Raw genomic sequence first — 17,717 nt, forward strand, 5'->3', positions numbered from 1 at the left:
AATGAGAATTTTTGAAGTAAGTGTATCTGTAGCATATATATATTTATTAATATTTTTATCTAAGGCTGTAAACCTAAAAAAAATTGATTATATTAAAAATATTATAATCACAATATTAGTAGGTGTTATATTTTATGAGATAAATCAAATAGCATGTATCATTTCAATTTTAGTGATATTGATATACTTGATAGGTAAGGTTGATGAAAATTATAAAAAAAGCTTATTTGTAAGTCTTATTGCTATAATTATGCAATCTATTTGTTCTTACTTCGTTGGAAGTGTCCTAGAGACACTTCCTTTACAACAATCATTATTTGATACTATATTTGGGGTTATAATTTCTTATAGTGTTTTGGGTGTTTTTATATTTGGATTAGGTGTAGTTATATTTGAAATAGTTAATATAAGAGATATAGATTTTAATGAAAATAACTTGTATATAAACAGTGTTATAGCGATTTTTATAGTGTTTTGTGCTATAGTTTATTACAATATTTATAGTCTACAATCTGATTCGTTAACAGTTACAGGAAAATATGCAATACTAATTATATTGATGTCTCTTATTGTAATACTAGCTTTATTTGTTGGAATAAAAGGATTTTATAATGATAGAGATTTAAAAATAAAAGATAATGAGCTTAAAGCACTGCAAAATTATATTAATGAAACAGAAGATGCTTATTTAGAAATGAGAAAATTTAAGCATGATTATATAAATATCCTTTCATCAATTGCGGGCTATATATGTGATGAAGATATGAAAGGATTAGAGGATTATTTTAATAAAAAAATAGCTCCTTTAAACAATACATTAGAAAATGAAAGTTTAAAACTAGCAAGTTTAAAAAATGTAAAGGCTACAGAAATAAAGGGAATATTAACAATAAAAACAATACAAGCTCAAAATAAGGGGATAAATATTGATATCGAAATTTTAGAAGAAATAGAATCTATAAGTTGGGATACAATATTAGCTTGTAGAGGAATTGGAATTTTAATGGATAATGCCATAGAAGCGGCAGAAGAATGCAATTATAAAAAAATAAATTTAGCGTTAATAAAAAAAGAAAAATCTAAGATAATTATTATTCAAAACACATATAAACATAAAAATATCAACGTAAAGAAGATATATGAACAATCTTACTCAACCAAAGGAAATGATAGAGGACTCGGTCTATCAACATTAAAAGAAAGTATTAGTAAAGCTAATAACATAATTTTAGATACGCAAATAAGTGAAGAATTCTTCACTCAAATAATAACAATACAAGATATATAATTCTTACTACAAAATTAAATTGTGCAAAATAAGTGAGCTTTTTAGCTCACTTATTTTTTTATAAAAAAAGTAAGATATATTTTTATACCTTACTTTTTCACAGAATTCTAAATACATGTTATTAATTAAATTTTATAATATGTATTATTTTTATGCTTTATTGTGATATACTTTTCCAGTTGTTGGATTAAAGGTTTCTATTCCTTTATTAAATACTTCAACTTGTTGAGAATTAGTTAATTTTTTATCATCATCTAATGCTCCAATGTAGTTACCGTAAATAGGATTTGGGATAGCTATAAATTTAGAACCCCAATCATTTTTATATTCAGTAACTTGTTGTTTTTCTTCAGCACTATTACCATGGAATATATTTCCCATATCAGATAGCTGGTCTCCAACAAACATAACTACATCATAATTTTTTTCAATTTCATCAAAAGTTGGTTGTTTACCACTTTGACCAGGAGGTAATAATATAACATGTCCTGGTTCATTTGCTTGTGCAAATCCAAGCTTGGTCATTTCTTCTACAGTAGGTTTTAATTCATTTTGTGATCTACCAGAAACATAGAATACTTGAACACCATCTTTTGCTGCTTGTTGTGTAAATTCAACTGAACCTGGAATAGCAGTATCTTTTTTCTCATTAACCCATTTATTCCATATTGAATATTGGAATCCGTCATTATCATTTAGAATTTCATAACCTTGGAATGGAGCTGTACTAAGACAAGTTTCATCTAAATCTAGTATTACTGCTTTAGGTTTTGAACTAGGTTCTTGAACCATTTTAGATAAACTTGCTGTTGCTGCATTATAAGCTTGATATTCTAATGATTCTGCTTCGCCACTATTTTCAAGCCAATTGTAAGCAGCTTTCATATAATTTCCTAATTGGTTTTTATTAACTGTATTTTTATAAGTATTTAATTTTTTAGTATATATGTAATAAAAAGTAGCTCCCGTAATTAAAGCACTAATTATAGCACCGGTTAAAAATATAATTAAACCAGTAAATACTCTTTTTTTCTTATGCACTTTAAAAGTCTCCTTAGTTTAAATTTATGTTAATGAGATTTTATCAATATAAAAAGGAATTAAAGTGAAGTTCATGTGAATTTCATGTGAAGAGAAATTAAGATTAAATTAAATTATATAAATATTGGTTAGTTATATTTTCTATGATTGTCCACAAAAATATATCAAAAAAAATTTTTTATAAAAAAAAATAAAAAAATTTTTCAAAAATTTTATCCCAAATTTAATTTTCTGAATACTTATTATGTAGATAGATAATTTAGGAGGGAATATTATTATGAAAAAAAGTATTTTAGGGTTTGACCAAGAAAAAGCATTAAAGATGGGATTAGAATTAAAGGATGTAATTATTTTAAGAGCAGTAAAAGATTTAATTGAAAGTAATGCTTTAATTAAAAGAGAGATTGATGGAAAAGAATTTTATTGGGTTAAGACAAAAGCTATTTTAGAGGCATATCCAATGTTAGATATAAAAACAAATGATTCTGTTAGAAGAAGATTAAAGAAATTAGTTGATAAAGGGCTTTTAACATATAAGCTAGTTAAAGAAAATGGAACTTTTACTTTTTATAATAAAACAAATCTTTTAGATAAACTTTTTGTTTATAACGAAAGGTTAGATTTAGCATGCAAAAAAGCAACCGATTCAAAAGAAAAGAAGGGTAATAATATAGAAACAGGTGATTGCGATTTAAATATCGGAACAAATAATAATAATAAAAAACATAATAATAAAAAAAATAAATACAAAAAAGATTTTGCAAGAGAGGTTATAAATTATTTAAACTTAGCTTTAAAAACTAAATACAGAGAAAATTCAAAAGAATCTTTAAACAAAATTGGAGCTTTAGTTGAGGAAGGATTTACTTTAGAGGACTTTAAGACTGTTATAAACAAAAAGAAAAAAGATTGGTCAGGAACTCCTTATGAAAAATATTTAAGACCTTCAACACTTTTTAGAAAATCAAATTTTGAAGAGTATTTAAATCAAGTTGAAACAAAGAAAAAGACAGTTTATAAGAGTGTTTATAAAGAAGCTGATTTAAGTGATTGGGATGATTAAAGTTAAGAAAATTAGGGGTTAGTAAAATTTAAAAGAGTAGATAATCTTTAAGTGATTTGAAATTAAAAAGGGCGTGGACAAGCTTTAGTGAGGGGTTAAATTATGAAGAATATAGAAGCAGAAATAGAGGTTTTAGGAGCAATTTTAAATGATGATAAAAATTTACCAAATTGTTTAGATGAGATAACTGAAGGAGATTTTTATTTAGAAAGGCACAAAATTTTATTTAGAAAGATGAAAGAGCTTTATGCTGTTGGAAAAAGAGTGAATTTAATAAATATAGCAAATTATATTGGGAAAGAAAAAATAATAGAAGTTGGTGGAATAAGCTATATTTCAAGCCTTATTGAAGGTGGAAGAAATTTAGATGTAAAGTCTTATTTAGAAATAATAAAAGAGTGCAGCTTAAAAAGAAAATTAAAATTAAGTTTAGAGAAAAGCTTAGAAGCTCTTTTAAAAGGAGAAGAAGATTTAAACTCAATAAAAACAAGAATATATAAGGGGCTAGAAAACGAAAATGAAATAAAAAGAAATATTTTAGATGATAAAGATTTAATGTTTAAAACTTTAGAAGAAATAGAAAATAGATTTAATAAAGGTGGAGAAGTTTTAGGAATGGAAACAGGCTATAAATCTTTAGATAGACTTTTAAATGGACTTAAAAAAGGAGAGCTTGTAATTCTTGCAGGAAGACCAGCAATGGGAAAAACAGTAACAGCTTTAAATATTATGGATGGACTAGCTGATAGAGGATATAAGGTTTTATTAAATGAATTAGAAATGACAGAAGAAGCAATAGGAATGAGAAGACTAGCTTACAGAACAAATACAAAAAGCATAGCAATTCAAAATGGAAGATTAACAGAAGAAGAATTTATTAAAATAACAAATGAATACAACCTTTTAGCAAAGAGAGGAAATGTCTATACAGATTGTAGTTATCATCAAACATTAATGTCTATAATGTCTAGAGCAAAAGTTTTAAAAGAAACAAAAGGTTTAGATGTGCTTATAATAGATTATTTAGGACTTATGGAAATGAAAATAAAAGATACAAGAGCAAATGCAGTTGGAGAAATAACTAGAGGATTAAAAATTCTAGCAAAAAAGCTAGATATAAATATAATTTTACTTTGCCAACTTTCAAGAAATGTAGAAGGAAGAATGGACAAAAGACCAATGCTTTCAGATTTAAGAGATAGTGGAAGTATAGAGCAAGATGCAGATGTAGTTATTTTTACTTATAGAGATAGTTATTATAATAAAGAAGTAACAGAGGAAGAAATAGAACTTATAGTTGCTAAAAATAGAAATGGAAAAGATGGAATAGTTAAATTTAAGTTTTATGGAGAGTTTCAAAAGATTGCTTAAAAATAAATTGATTGATAAAGGTTTAATTAGGATTTTTTATTTAAAATAAAATTATTAAAAATTCTATTAGGATTTTAACTTAAAATATTATGAAAAAGTGGACAAGTATAAACTGTCCACTTTTTTTATTAATCTAATATGTATGTTACAGTGTTTTCTCTTCTAGCTGATGCTTTAGGACTTGCATTTTTCTTATGTCCTATTATTACAGCATGAGTTGGAATATAATTTTCTGGGATTTGGAATTTTTCACAGTATTCTTTCGCTTTTTCTTTATCAAAGTTAAATAAGTTCTTTACAAAACTTGCCCAACAAGAACCTAAACCAAAAGATTCAGCAGCTAACATTAAGTTTTGTGAAGCTATTGCACAGTCATCTTGACTAGTTATATCAGTTGTATCCTTTGATATTAAAATAGCTACTGGTGCATTATAAAAAGTATCAAAAGCATCATTATTTGCTCTAGAGATAAAAGTTTTTAACATTTTTTCATCAGAAATTTTTTCAGGAGCATACTTTTTAACAGCATTTTTAGTATCTTCATTTAATTGTTTTAATACATCTTTGTTTTGAATTACAGTAAAGTGCCATAATTGTTTGTTTTTACTGCTAGGTGCATGAAGACCAGCTTTAACTATTTCTTTTAATATTTCTACATCTACTTTTTCTTCAGTAAATATTCTTGTACTTCTTCTATTTAATATATTTTCTATTACTTGATTCATATCCAATTCTCCTTTTCTTTTGTAAAATTTTTTATTACTTATAAAGATTTTTCTTTAAAAATAATACATAGTCATCTAGTTCTGTATCTATAGGTTCATGGTTTATGATTTTACGCATATAACCATTTGTAACCCACTTCATAATATCTAAAAGTATATTAATATCAACATCTTCTTTAAATTTACTCATATCAGATTTATTAATGATAGAAGTTATAAGCTTATCAACAAAGTTTTTTCTTAATCTTTTTAATTCAGGATTTAACTCCTTATCATCATTAGAATTAAAACCATTAGTTATAGAAAAAATCTCAGGATGCCTATTTATTAATTTATTTATATCAACTTCATTTAATAAATCCTCATTTTCATTAGCATCAGATTCATTTAAAAATAAAAACATTTCAGGATGTCTTTTCATTAAATTAATTCTTCTGTGTTGATGCTCTAAAAATAACTCGAAGAAATCTTTAGTTTCAGAATGAAGCATCTTTTCTATTTCTTTCATATAACAGTCATAACAATATTCATAAAGATATAAATATAACTCTTTTTTAGTATTAAAATAGTAAAACAAAGAAGCTTTTGATACATCTGCACTTTTAGCAATATCATTAATTGATGTCTTAGTATAGCCATTCTTTGCAAATTCAGCTAAAGCAGAATTTATGATTTTATTTTGTTTTTCTAAAGGAATATTAAAAAATTTATCTTTCATCACTTGACCCCTAAAATATGTTTTGACCGAATCGGTTAATTAAAGTATAAGTCTGTTGACCGAAATGGTCAATATAGTTTTTAAATTTTTAAAACTTTGTTTAAAGAGAATAAAAAAATTAATTTATTATATGATTTGATTAATTTAAGAAAATTAGTCATAAGAGGGAATTAAACTATTTTTACTTACTTGTGATGAAGACTTTAGTAATTTAACAGACTTTGATAAAACATGCTTAGGAGCATTTTGGGGATTCGTATTCAAATTTGTATTAGGATATGATAATCAAAAAAGTACATCAATATTAACAAAAGGAATAAAAACAGCAACATATTTTTATGATAAAAAACTAGAAGTAGTAAATGCTTAGGAAGAAAAATAATTAATGGGAGTAAAAGCGAATGTGAAAGTAAAAGGTGCTAAGCTTGATAAGGCTTGGCATCTTTTTTAATCAATTTTATTAAAACAAAGCATTTGCTATGTAAAAATATTTAATTATAAAACATATTTGTTAGATTAAATTTTATTAAAAGCCTGGATTATGAAGCGCACTTTTAAGATTGTAGGAACGTATTATGCTAACAAAAGCATCTAATACAGGATATTGATAAGTTAGTTTGTCATATTCATATTCGTATTCTTCACAAATATCTTTGAAACATTGATAAGAGATTAAATTATTTTCAAATTCATTTATTTTTTCTTCTAATTTTTCAGAAAGCGAAATTAAAGCATTTAATATAGTTTCCTTTTCTTCAATATCAGAATCCTCTATGATTGGATATTTTGATTGAACACTTTTATATAAATATTTAATAAGTGCTAATCTTTTTTTAGCTTTTTTTAAATTGTAATATTCAAAGAAATTCATAATAAAAAAGCCCCCTTTTTTAAATAAAATTATTACATAGAGTGGTGAATAGAAAATGTATTAAAAGGGAATATTTTCTTAAAATATATGGGGGAAATTTTAGTTTAGGATTTATAATAAAAATTCTATATGTATGGAGAATAAAAATAAAATTAATTTTATATAGAATTAATTTGAAATATGAATAGATAAAGGAAAAAATATTGTTAAAAAATAGTTAATATGATACAATCTGTTCGTAAAATTAATAATGCTGATAAAAAACTATTTGTACAAAAGATGATTAGGGGGAAATAATAATGGGATTATTTAGCTTAAAAGAAACATGTAGTTGTTGTGGAAAAACTACAGGATTTAATAAATTTAAATGCAAAAATGGATATTTATGTCCTGATTGTTTTAAAGCAGCTAGATTAAAAGGTTTAGTAATTAATCCTTTCAATACAACAGGAGAAGAGCTAAAGATAAAGTTAGAAAAATTTAATTCTAAGATGGATAATTTCAAAGAAACTGCAAAAGTAGGAAACTACATATCTTTTAGTGATATTACTAATGAAGTATATGTTCCTAATATGAAATCAGAGCATAGATTTATAAAATATTCTGATATTTTAGATTTTGAGTTAATAGAAGATGGAGAAACAATTGTAACAAAAGGGGGACTAGGTAGAGCTGTAGCTGGAGGAGTTCTATTTGGTGGAGTTGGAGCAATAGTTGGTGGTGTGACAGGAAAGAAAAAGAGTAAGCACACTGTAAAATCTGTTAAGATAAAAATAACTACTAATGATATTAAAGACCCAATTGTATTTATTACACTTTTACAGAAAGAAACTAAAAAGGATTCTTTAATATATAAAAATTCTGCTAAAACTGCACAAGAAATATTATCTAGATTAAAGGTAGTTACTTCTAAAGATTACAGCACTAAGCCAGAAGAAGTTGGACAAGCTAAAATATCAGTAGCTGATGAACTTATTAAATTAAAAACATTATTAGATGAAGGAATACTTACACAAGAAGAATTTAATAAGCAAAAAGAAAAGTTATTAAATTAAATAAGAGGAAATTGGAATAAAAAGGATTTTAGATGTAATGATCATCTAAAGTCCTTTTTTTATTAAATGATTTAAAGTAAAAGGATTTTAAGGTATAAGTTTATTGATTAAATTGGTCAATACAGTTTTTACATTTTTAAAACTTTGTTTAAAGAGAGTAAAAAATTTAATTTATTATATGATTTGGTTAATTAAAAAAAATTAGTCATAAGATAGAATTAAATACGTATATTATATAAGTTTTTTTTATATAATGTTATGTAATTAAGTTAGAGGAGTTATTTATGGAATGGTTGAATGTTGAAAGTAAAGAAGAACTTATTAAATATTCACAGAAATATGGAAAATATAAATTTAACAAATTAAAAGATGATATAAGAAGAGATATTGATAATATTATTAAAGATACTAATAGATATTCTATTAGTAGTAAGAATGTTATTAATATGGCAGCTAAAGATTGGAATGTTTTATTTGAAAAAATTTGTATATTAAAAGAGATATTTTATAAAGCAGAAAATGATGCAAATAGTTTATATGGAAATAATTACTTTAAAAGCAAATCTGATGAATTAATATTCTATATTTTAGAATTGAGTGGGAAAGCTAGAAATAAAAAAATTGGACTAAATGAAGAGATTTTTGCAGATAAAAATTTAGCTAAAAAATGGAGAAATCAAATATTACAGAAGATACATCCGGACATATCAAAAAATCCTAAAGCGGATGAAGCTGTAATTAAATTAGAGCAATTATATGAGTTGGTTATTAAATGATAAAAAGTATTACTAAATATATTGGAGATAAATTGCCAGAAGAGTTCATATATTCTGGAGAAAATTTAGATTTTAAAAGACCGATAATTGAAAATAATGAAGATAAAGGAACTTTGACTAGGATATATAATTCATGTAAAAATTGTTTAATAAAAAAAGATTTATCAATTTATATATCTGAGGAAGGATTAAGTATATTGCTAAGATGTAATGCACAAGTACATCTTAAAAATATAATATCTAATATTGAAGATGATGAATTTCATATTATAAAAAAAACTACGATAGATGGAAAAATAATAGATGTTAGGTATATATCGATTGGTGAATTATTAAGATTAATAAATAAAGAAATTGAAATTTCAAAAGATTATAAAAAAAGAATTTATTTAAGAAAATCAGAAGAAGCATTAAGGAATTTGAGAGATTGCGACAAATTGGAGTTAAAGAGAATAGAAAAAGAATCTAATTATGATAAAGAATTAAAAAAATTAAAAAAGAAAAGAATTAAAAAATATAAGTTAAAGAAAGATGAACTTACAGGAGATACATTGAGGAAAGATGCAGAATTTTCACATATAAGATCCAAAGCTTCATATCCTAATTTAGCATTAGATATAAATAATGGTTTAGTAGTAAATAAAAAAACACATGATGAAATAACTAGAATGAATATAGAAGATGAAGATAGTTTATTAAAGTTATGTAATAAAAATGAATGGAGCACTGAATGGTATAAAAAGTATATAAATATATATAAATAGATAAAAACAAAAAGGAAGTCAATATAAATAGGGCTTCTTTTTTTATTGATTACTTTATATTAAAATTAGTATATGATGGTAAATTTTAAATTATAAATATAAGGGGGATATACATATTAATGGATGATAATAAAAATTTCGAATTTAAAAGCTTATCACCACAAAAAGTTGATAATATTAATGGTTATAAAGAAGCTTTAGATTTCGCTTTTAAAAATGACGATATAAAAAATATTGCTATAACGGGTGTTTATGGAGCTGGAAAAAGTAGTGTATTTAATACATATGAAAAAAAGAAAAAATATAAATGCATACATGTATCATTAGCTAATTTTAATGATAGTATAATAGACAATGATAATAAAAATAAATTAAAAGAAGAAAATCAAAATAATATTAATTCTAAAAATATAGAAATTGGAACAGAAGTAAAAGGTACTATTGATGAAAAAAATCCAATAAAAAGGGTTGAATCACATATAATAAATCAAATAATACATCAAATAGATCCTAATGATATTGAATATACAGATTTTAAATTAAAAAAAATAGATGAAAAAAAATTAAAATTCAAAAATTATATAAATACAATTTTTATTTTAGTGCCAACTTTAATATTTTTATGGAAAGAAAATTTCATATTTAAAACTATATGTGGGTTACTAAATTTAAAAGAATCTAGTAATAATATTTTATTTGAAAGAATAAGAAGCTTTATATTAATAGTTGCTATTATTTTTAGTACTATTATATTACTTAGGTTAATAAACTATATATTTAAAGATATATTTTTTAGTGGACAAGTAAAAAAGATAAATTATAAAGGTAATGAAATTGAATTATTTGATAAAGATACGGATTCTGTATTAGATAAAAATTTAGATGAATTTATATATGTACTTAAAAGTTCTAATGTAAATGCAATCATATTTGAAGATTTAGATAGATACAATGATATAACTATATTTTCTAAACTTAGGGAAATAAATTTTATTTTAAATAAGAAATTTATTAATAATTCTGAATATAAACCAATAAAATTTATATATTTAATACGAGATGATATGTTTAAAAGTATGGATAGAACAAAATTTTTTGAATTTATAATACCAATAGTTCCTGTTATTGATAGCAATAATTCTAGAGATAAAATGATGAAATTATTTGATAAAGATATTAAGAAAAGCTTTATAAGAAAATTATCGTATTATATAGATGATATGAGACTAATGAATAATATATATAATGAATATAAAATATATGAATGTAAAATAAATCCTTCAGAAAGAAATTTAAAAAAAGAAAATTTACTTGCATTAATAACATATAAAAATTTCTGTCCAAAAGATTTCGCAGGATTACAGAAAAATGAAGGATATGTATATAATATATTTAGAAACAAAGAGAAATATATAAATGATAAAATTAATTATTTAAATAAAGAAATAAATATTAATAAAAATAAAATAAGTATATTAAATAATTCAATAGAAAATTCACTACCAGAATTAGTAGCTATATTTATGAATGGAAATAGATTATATGATGTAAGCGATATGAGTAATAATAGAAGTATAGCTGAAGAAATTTTGAAAAGTGATGAAAGGCAAGAGTTCTTATATAAGTATAATAATTATAATAGTTATACTAGTTTTGGTTCAAATAATGAAACTAAGAGAGTAATATTTGAAAGGTTAGAGGAAAATGAAGAATTTAAAAAAAGAAAAGAAGCAATTGGAGAGCAAAATAAAAAGAAAAGTGATAGAATTATAGAATTAAATAAAGAAATAGATGAGCTAAATAAGAAAATTAATGATATTAAAAAATTAAAATTATAAGATATCATTAAAGATATAAAGGATGCTTTTGATTTAGAAACTAGAGGGAATATAGAAGTTAAAGATCTAGACTTAATAAGATTTTTAATTGTAAATAGATATATAGATGAGTTTTATTTAGAATATATGGGGCTTTTATATGAAAATTATTTAGATAGAAAAGATAAAAGTTTTGTGATGTCAGTAATACAAGGAGAAAATCTAGAGTATTCTTATGAGCTAAAAAAACCTAAAATAATATTAGAAGAGTTTTCTATAGAAGATTATACTAGAACAAACATATTAAATTATTATCTTTTAGATGAAATTTTAACATCTGATAATAGAAATTTAGAGTTAGAGAAGTTGATACAAACATTATTTATTAAAAATAAACTTGATTTTATAAATGGATATTTTGAATATAATACATTAAAACTAGATTTATTTGAAAAATTTATATTGAAAATAAATGAGATAGTTACAGATAACTTTAGAAAGATTATAAATTCAAGCCAAATTACTTATGAGTGTATAAAAAAATATATAAATATAATTCTATTAAAATATACAAATGAATCTAATTTAAAAAGTAATAAAGAAATATTGAAAGAGTATTTAGATAATTATAAAGATATATTTTTCGAGATAAGTGAATGTGATGAATCTAAATTAATAAATACTTTGAAGTTGTTGGATATAAAATTAATAAACCTTAAAAATATAAATGGAGATATATCAGAGAATTTAATTTTTGAAATAATTGAAAATAGATTATATGAATTAAATATTGAAAATATAATGTATCTAATAAATAAATTTGATATAGAATATCAAGAGAATAAAGTTTACGAAAAAAATTATAGTATATTAAATAATGTAGATAAGCTTAAAAAAGTTTTAGATTATGTAGATTCAGATATAGATAGTTATTTAGAATCGATATTCAATATAAAGTATGATAATTTAAAAAATCTAAAATTAAGAAATGATCTATCAGAGGTATTAAATATTCTAAATTCAGATGCAAAATTGGAGAATAAGCTAAAATTTATAGAGATAAGTTCTTTTGAGATAAAAAACATAGAAGATATAGGTATAGAACTTTGGGATAAGACTATAGAAAATAATAATATATTAAAATTATATAGCAATGCATTAAAATATATAAATGAAAAAAATCTAACAAGTAATATTATAAATTATATAAATTCTTTTAAAATAAATGAAGATATATTTAGTATTGATAATAAGTTAGAAAATAAAGGTGATTTAGAAGAGAAAATTTTACTAAATAATGAAATTAATATAAATGTATATAATAAAATATGTAAAAAAGTAGATTGGCGTTGGGAAAAATTTGAAGACTTTGACTTATTAGATGAAGAAAAAATAAAAGTTTTAATTGAAAATAAAATTATAATAATGGAAGAAAATACTTTTAAAAATATTTATGAGCACTATAAAGATGATAATTTAGATCTCATAAATTATTTTATCTATAATAATTTAGAAGAGTATACTAAATTAATAGAAAATAAGACTATAGAATTTTATGAAGAAAATATGATTTCATTATTAGAAAATAAAGATATTAAATATGAAGAAAAAGAAAAGCTTATAGATTTATATGATGATAATATATCTTTAGAAAATTTAAAAAATATAGATGATAAGATTAAATGTTATATAATTAAAAATAAATTCTCAGATAATGATTTAGAATATATAATTTCAAATTATAAAAATTTAGATAATAATAAAATTAAAGGAGAAATATTGAAAAAGGTAGATAAATTTAGAGTATATATTAACTTTAGAAATATTGATTTTACAATTTTATTAGATTATATGGGATGTGAATTTATAGAACAAGAAAATAAATTAGAAGTATTATCAAATACTATTTCACATAAGAATAATACTGAAATAATTGAAATGATTAAAAGATTAAATATTCAAGAATATAAAAGAGCACTTAGTGGTGGAAAGCCTAAAGTAGAAGTTAATAATATTAATAAGAATATATTAGATATATTGAAAGAAAAAGAATTGATATCAAGTTATGATGAGATAGAAGGTTACTATAAAGTATATGGAAAAAGAAAAACTAATGAATTAATAAGTGTTTAGTAAAAAAACTACAGTAAATAAAATACTGTAGTTTTTATTTTTATAATGATTAACGATATTTATGTTAAAATAAATACAGGATTAATTTGGAATATAATCTAATATTTATGGGGGAATAAAATGATAGTATACAGTTCAAATAAAAAAGAATTCATGGATCATGTAGAAAATGATTATATAGCTTGTGCTATTGATGAATTTTATAGAGATAAAATAGGTAAATCTAATTATAAAGAGTTTAAATCTTGGGATAATTCTATGCAATATTTATATAAGGTTTTAAATACAAATGAAATATCAGATGATTGTACAATAGCCATAGAGTATAGAATACCAGCAAGTGCTAAAAGAATAGATTTCTTAATATCCGGATTAGATGAAAATGATAAGGAAAATGTAGTAATAGTAGAGCTTAAACAATGGGAGAAGGTTGAGAAAGTAAAAGATGAAGATGGATTAGTAAAAACTTTTCTTGGTAATTCTAAAAGAAAAACTGTTCATCCTTCATATCAAGCATGGACATATGCAGCTTTAATTGAAGATTATAATGAATCAGCTCAAGAAGGAAAAATAATATTACATCCATGTGCTTATTTACATAATTATATTAAAGTTCATGAAGATGATCCTATATTAGATGATGAATACAAAGATTATTTAGAGAAAGCACCAGTTTATAGAAAAGGTGAAGCTATGAAGCTTAGAGAATTTATATCTAAGTTTGTTAAAAAAGGAGATAATGGGACAGCACTTTATGAAATAGAAAATGGAAAGATAAGACCTTCAAAATCTCTCCAAGATGCATTAGTTTTAATGTTAGATGGTAATGAAGAATTTAAAATGATAGATGACCAAAAGGTTGTGTATGAGGATATAAAGAGAAACTCAAAAAAATATATGCTAAATGATAAAAAATTAGTTTATATAATTGAAGGTGGTCCAGGAACAGGAAAAACTGTACTTGCAATAAATTTATTAGTAAAACTATTAAATGAAAATCTTTTAGCTTATTATGTAACTAAAAATTCTGCACCAAGAGAAGTATATGAGAAGAAATTAAAGGGAAGGTATACGAGTAAATATATAAAAAATTTATTCAAAGGTTCAGGTTCATTTATTGATTTAGATACGAATGAATTAGATGTAGTGTTAGTTGATGAATCTCATAGATTAATGAGAAAATCAGGACTTTATAAAAATAAAGGTGAAAATCAAATAAAAGAAATAATAAATTCATCAAAAGTGTCAGTATTTTTTATAGATGAAAAACAAAGAGTTAGTATTGATGATATAGGAAGTGTTTCTGAAATAGAAGAACACGCTAATTATTATGGAGCTAAGATAAAAAAATTAAAATTAACTTCTCAATTTAGATGTAATGGTTCAGATAGTTATTTAAATTGGATAGATGATGTTTTAGAGATAGATGAAACAGGAAATTTTGATGGATTTGAATTTGATTATGATATAGAAATAAAGGATAGCCCAAAAGAAATATATGAAATAATAAAAGAAAAAAATAAAATAAATAACAAATCAAGAATGTTAGCAGGATATTGTTGGGAATGGAAAAGTAAAAAGGATTTATCAGCTTATGATATAGAAATTGAAGATTTTAAAATGAAATGGAATTTAAATTCATCTAAAACATGGGCAATAGATGAAAACTCAGTTAATCAAGTTGGGTGCATACATACATCACAAGGATTAGAGTTTGACTATATAGGGCTTATAATAGGTGAAGATTTAAGATATGAAAATGGTAGAATATTAACTGATTTTAATAAAAGAGCAAAAAGAGATAAAACTATAATTGGAATTAAAAATATGTATAAAGAAAATCCAGAAAAAGCTTTAAAAATAGCAGATGAAATAATAAAAAACACATATAAAACTCTTATGACTAGAGGAATGAAAGGTTGCTATATATATTGTGAAGACAAAAATCTAAGTAAATATTTAAAAGATAGAATAGAAAAAGTTTCAGAGTTTGTAGAGAATAAAGATATAGAAGTTTTAGCACATGCTTAAAGGAGAAAAAAAATGGACGAAATAATAAATAGACTTATAAAAATAAGAGATGATAGGGATTGGAAGCAATTTCACAATCCAGAAAATTTAGCAAAAGCAATAAATGTAGAAGCAGGAGAGTTATTAGAACATTTTATTTGGGATAATAAATTTGATAAAGAAAAAGTTTGTGAAGAACTTGCAGATGTAATGACATATTGTCTTTATATGGCTGAATCTTTAGAGGTTGATATAGTTGAAGTATTAAACAAAAAGATAGATAAAAATGAAAAGAAATATCCAATAGAAAAGGCAAAAGGAAATAGTAAGAAGTATACTGAATTTTAATATAAAAAGCGCTTACTTAAATAATTAAGTAGGTATTTTTTATATAAGTGATTTAATTTTATGGAATTATAATTCAAATGTTATGTATAATTAGAATAAGTTAGTAAGCTTTAGATAAATAAAAATTTAATAAGAAAATATTAAATAAAAATAATTGTAAATCTTAAAAATATATTACTTAATATTAGTTGATGATATATAATATTTTTGTTAGGGGGATGTTATATGATAGTTTCAAAGGAAAATAAAATTGCTATAATATTTATTGTAATGTTTATAATAGCTTTAATTACAGGATTAATCTTTATTCATTATTTTTATGGGAATTATTTTCAATATTCTGATTGGATTAAATTGGTTATTACTAGTTTAATTTCAGTTGTAGGAATTTTAGGTACTTTTATTACAATTTTAATAACTATTAATTCAATAAATGATAGTAAAAAAAATATTAGTTTGAGAAAGAGAAAGCTAGCTATTATTTTAGAATATGAAATTAATAATTTTTTAGTTTCATTTTTTAATGAGTTTTATAGATTTTTGGAGTATTGGGATAGTCATAATTTTGAAGAATTAGAAAAACCAACATTTTTTAAAGAAAATTTAAATATGCTAAGTTTAGATTTCAAAAATATGCTATATGAATTAATAGATATTGATAGTAATAAAGAAAGCTTAGAAATTTTTGAGTTTTTTAAAATATATGAAAACTGTATACAAACATCAAATAAATTTGCAGAAGACCAGGAGAAGGTTTATGCAATAAATTCTTTTATTGAAGTTTTTGGTTTTGCTTTTAATGAAGATTATTTAAAATATGCAAATTTATCAAGTTTTAGAACTCGTGGAATTGCACATAATTATCTGCCAATAAATGAAAAAGAAAAAGAACAATTAAAAATATTTTACAATAATAAAATAAAGATATATAAAAAAGATAATTTAAATAAATTATTAAGAAAAGAATATAGTAAAAAAATGATTAGTATTTTTAAATATTTAGATTCCTTGAAAGGATAGATATTTGATAGAAATATGATAGATAATTTATTTAAATATATTGATAGTTAAAATTTTTATTGAGGATATGACGACTTGTATAAGAAGCGGGGATTAAATTACTGAAATATAAAACTAATAGTAGAGATTATAAAGTGCTATTAGTAAGTTTATTAAAGAATCTAGTTTATGTTAGGTTCTTTTTCTTATTTTAGTGGGCATTCCAAACAGGTTTAATTTGTGATTTATATTTTTAGTAAATAATGGTAATATATAATAAATGGGGGATTTTTTATGGAAAAAACAGATGTTTTGTTAAGAGCTGAAGAAGTTTTAACATATTTATATAATGAAATTAATGAAGAATATTGGGGAAATGATAAGACATTATATGAAGAAAAAATGAAAGATTTTTTTATTATCTCTAATATGTTAAGTGATTTAATACAATATAGATATAATAAAAATATGTCAAAGGAAGAATTTAAAGAAAGTGCAATTAGATTAATTGAAGAATTTCTAGATTAATTGAAAAATGACGAATAAGCTAGATAGTAATATGATTAGAGCAATAAGTCTGAAATGATATAAAGCATTTAAGGTATATAAAGATTGTTATTGGAATATAACTAATAGAGAAATTGCTGATATGTTAGATAAAATGAAAAGACAATAAGCAATTGGAGATAGATATAAATGGAATATAGTACTACAAATAAAAAGTACAAAAAGTTCTGG

At 22.8% G+C, this 17,717-nt stretch carries 16 protein-coding genes; 12 read left to right on the forward strand and 4 right to left on the reverse strand.

Features of this window, described 5'->3' with window-relative positions; genetic code table 11:
- The first annotated feature begins 1 nt into the window (after position 1).
- Positions 2–1,288, forward strand: a complete 1,287-nt coding sequence (locus CLTHE_RS04460; RefSeq protein WP_080022177.1) for a GHKL domain-containing protein — start codon at positions 2–4, stop codon at positions 1,286–1,288.
- Between the two features lie 150 nt (positions 1,289–1,438).
- On the opposite strand, the gene CLTHE_RS04465 is transcribed toward CLTHE_RS04460, so the two are convergent.
- Positions 1,439–2,329 carry a 5'-nucleotidase, lipoprotein e(P4) family gene (locus tag CLTHE_RS04465; protein WP_080022178.1) on the reverse strand — a complete coding sequence of 297 codons (891 nt, stop codon included), beginning with the start codon at positions 2,327–2,329 and terminating at the stop codon, positions 1,439–1,441.
- Between the two features lie 277 nt (positions 2,330–2,606).
- Here CLTHE_RS04465 and CLTHE_RS04470 point away from each other — a divergent pair, with 277 nt between their 5' ends.
- Both CLTHE_RS04470 and CLTHE_RS04475 read left to right on the forward strand, forming a co-directional pair.
- Complete coding sequence (locus CLTHE_RS04470; RefSeq protein WP_080022179.1) at positions 2,607–3,392, forward strand: conserved phage C-terminal domain-containing protein; 786 nt, start codon at positions 2,607–2,609, stop codon at positions 3,390–3,392.
- A gap of 102 nt (positions 3,393–3,494) precedes the next feature.
- The gene (locus tag CLTHE_RS04475) at positions 3,495–4,763 is read left to right on the forward strand and encodes a replicative DNA helicase (RefSeq protein ID WP_242945615.1); all 1,269 of its coding nucleotides are present in this window, start codon (positions 3,495–3,497) and stop codon (positions 4,761–4,763) included.
- Between the two features lie 128 nt (positions 4,764–4,891).
- On the opposite strand, the gene CLTHE_RS04480 is transcribed toward CLTHE_RS04475, so the two are convergent.
- The 3 genes from CLTHE_RS04480 to CLTHE_RS04490 all read right to left on the reverse strand — a co-directional run bounded on the left by CLTHE_RS04480 (position 4,892) and on the right by CLTHE_RS04490 (position 7,077).
- Entirely contained in the window at positions 4,892–5,488 is a 597-nt protein-coding gene (locus CLTHE_RS04480) for a nitroreductase family protein (RefSeq protein ID WP_080022181.1), read from the reverse strand.
- A gap of 34 nt (positions 5,489–5,522) precedes the next feature.
- The gene (locus CLTHE_RS04485) at positions 5,523–6,206 is read right to left on the reverse strand and encodes a TetR/AcrR family transcriptional regulator (RefSeq protein ID WP_080022182.1); all 684 of its coding nucleotides are present in this window, start codon (positions 6,204–6,206) and stop codon (positions 5,523–5,525) included.
- 526 nt (positions 6,207–6,732) lie between these two features.
- Positions 6,733–7,077, reverse strand: coding sequence for a hypothetical protein (locus CLTHE_RS04490; protein ID WP_080022183.1), 345 nt, complete (start codon positions 7,075–7,077; stop codon positions 6,733–6,735).
- Positions 7,078–7,376: 299 nt separating this feature from the next.
- Between CLTHE_RS04490 and CLTHE_RS04495 the strand changes: the two genes are divergently transcribed.
- The 9 genes from CLTHE_RS04495 (at position 7,377) to CLTHE_RS04535 (ending at position 17,507) form a co-directional block, all read left to right on the forward strand.
- Positions 7,377–8,132, forward strand: a complete 756-nt coding sequence (locus CLTHE_RS04495; protein WP_080022184.1) for an SHOCT domain-containing protein — start codon at positions 7,377–7,379, stop codon at positions 8,130–8,132.
- A gap of 284 nt (positions 8,133–8,416) precedes the next feature.
- On the forward strand, positions 8,417–8,908 hold the full coding sequence (locus tag CLTHE_RS04500) for a hypothetical protein (protein ID WP_080022185.1): 492 nt from the start codon (positions 8,417–8,419) through the stop codon (positions 8,906–8,908).
- The gene (locus tag CLTHE_RS04505) at positions 8,905–9,672 is read left to right on the forward strand and encodes a hypothetical protein (protein WP_080022186.1); all 768 of its coding nucleotides are present in this window, start codon (positions 8,905–8,907) and stop codon (positions 9,670–9,672) included. The genes CLTHE_RS04500 and CLTHE_RS04505 overlap by 4 nt, the downstream gene beginning before the upstream one ends.
- Positions 9,673–9,791: 119 nt before the next feature.
- On the forward strand, positions 9,792–11,510 hold the full coding sequence (locus CLTHE_RS04510) for a YobI family P-loop NTPase (protein ID WP_080022187.1): 1,719 nt from the start codon (positions 9,792–9,794) through the stop codon (positions 11,508–11,510).
- A gap of 126 nt (positions 11,511–11,636) precedes the next feature.
- Positions 11,637–13,622 (forward strand): hypothetical protein, encoded by a 1,986-nt coding sequence (locus tag CLTHE_RS04515; protein WP_080022188.1) that lies wholly within the window; start codon positions 11,637–11,639, stop codon positions 13,620–13,622.
- 120 nt (positions 13,623–13,742) lie between these two features.
- A complete protein-coding gene (locus CLTHE_RS04520; RefSeq protein ID WP_080022189.1) occupies positions 13,743–15,653 on the forward strand; it encodes a DUF2075 domain-containing protein in 1,911 nt (636 codons plus the stop codon).
- A gap of 12 nt (positions 15,654–15,665) precedes the next feature.
- The gene (locus CLTHE_RS04525) at positions 15,666–15,980 is read left to right on the forward strand and encodes a nucleotide pyrophosphohydrolase (RefSeq protein ID WP_080022190.1); all 315 of its coding nucleotides are present in this window, start codon (positions 15,666–15,668) and stop codon (positions 15,978–15,980) included.
- Between the two features lie 225 nt (positions 15,981–16,205).
- Positions 16,206–17,000 carry a hypothetical protein gene (locus CLTHE_RS04530; protein ID WP_080022191.1) on the forward strand — a complete coding sequence of 265 codons (795 nt, stop codon included), beginning with the start codon at positions 16,206–16,208 and terminating at the stop codon, positions 16,998–17,000.
- 273 nt (positions 17,001–17,273) lie between these two features.
- Entirely contained in the window at positions 17,274–17,507 is a 234-nt protein-coding gene (locus CLTHE_RS04535) for a hypothetical protein (RefSeq protein WP_080022192.1), read from the forward strand.
- The last annotated feature ends 210 nt before the right edge of the window (positions 17,508–17,717 follow it).

This window comes from Clostridium thermobutyricum DSM 4928, assembly GCF_002050515.1.
GTDB lineage: Bacteria > Bacillota > Clostridia > Clostridiales > Clostridiaceae > Clostridium > Clostridium thermobutyricum.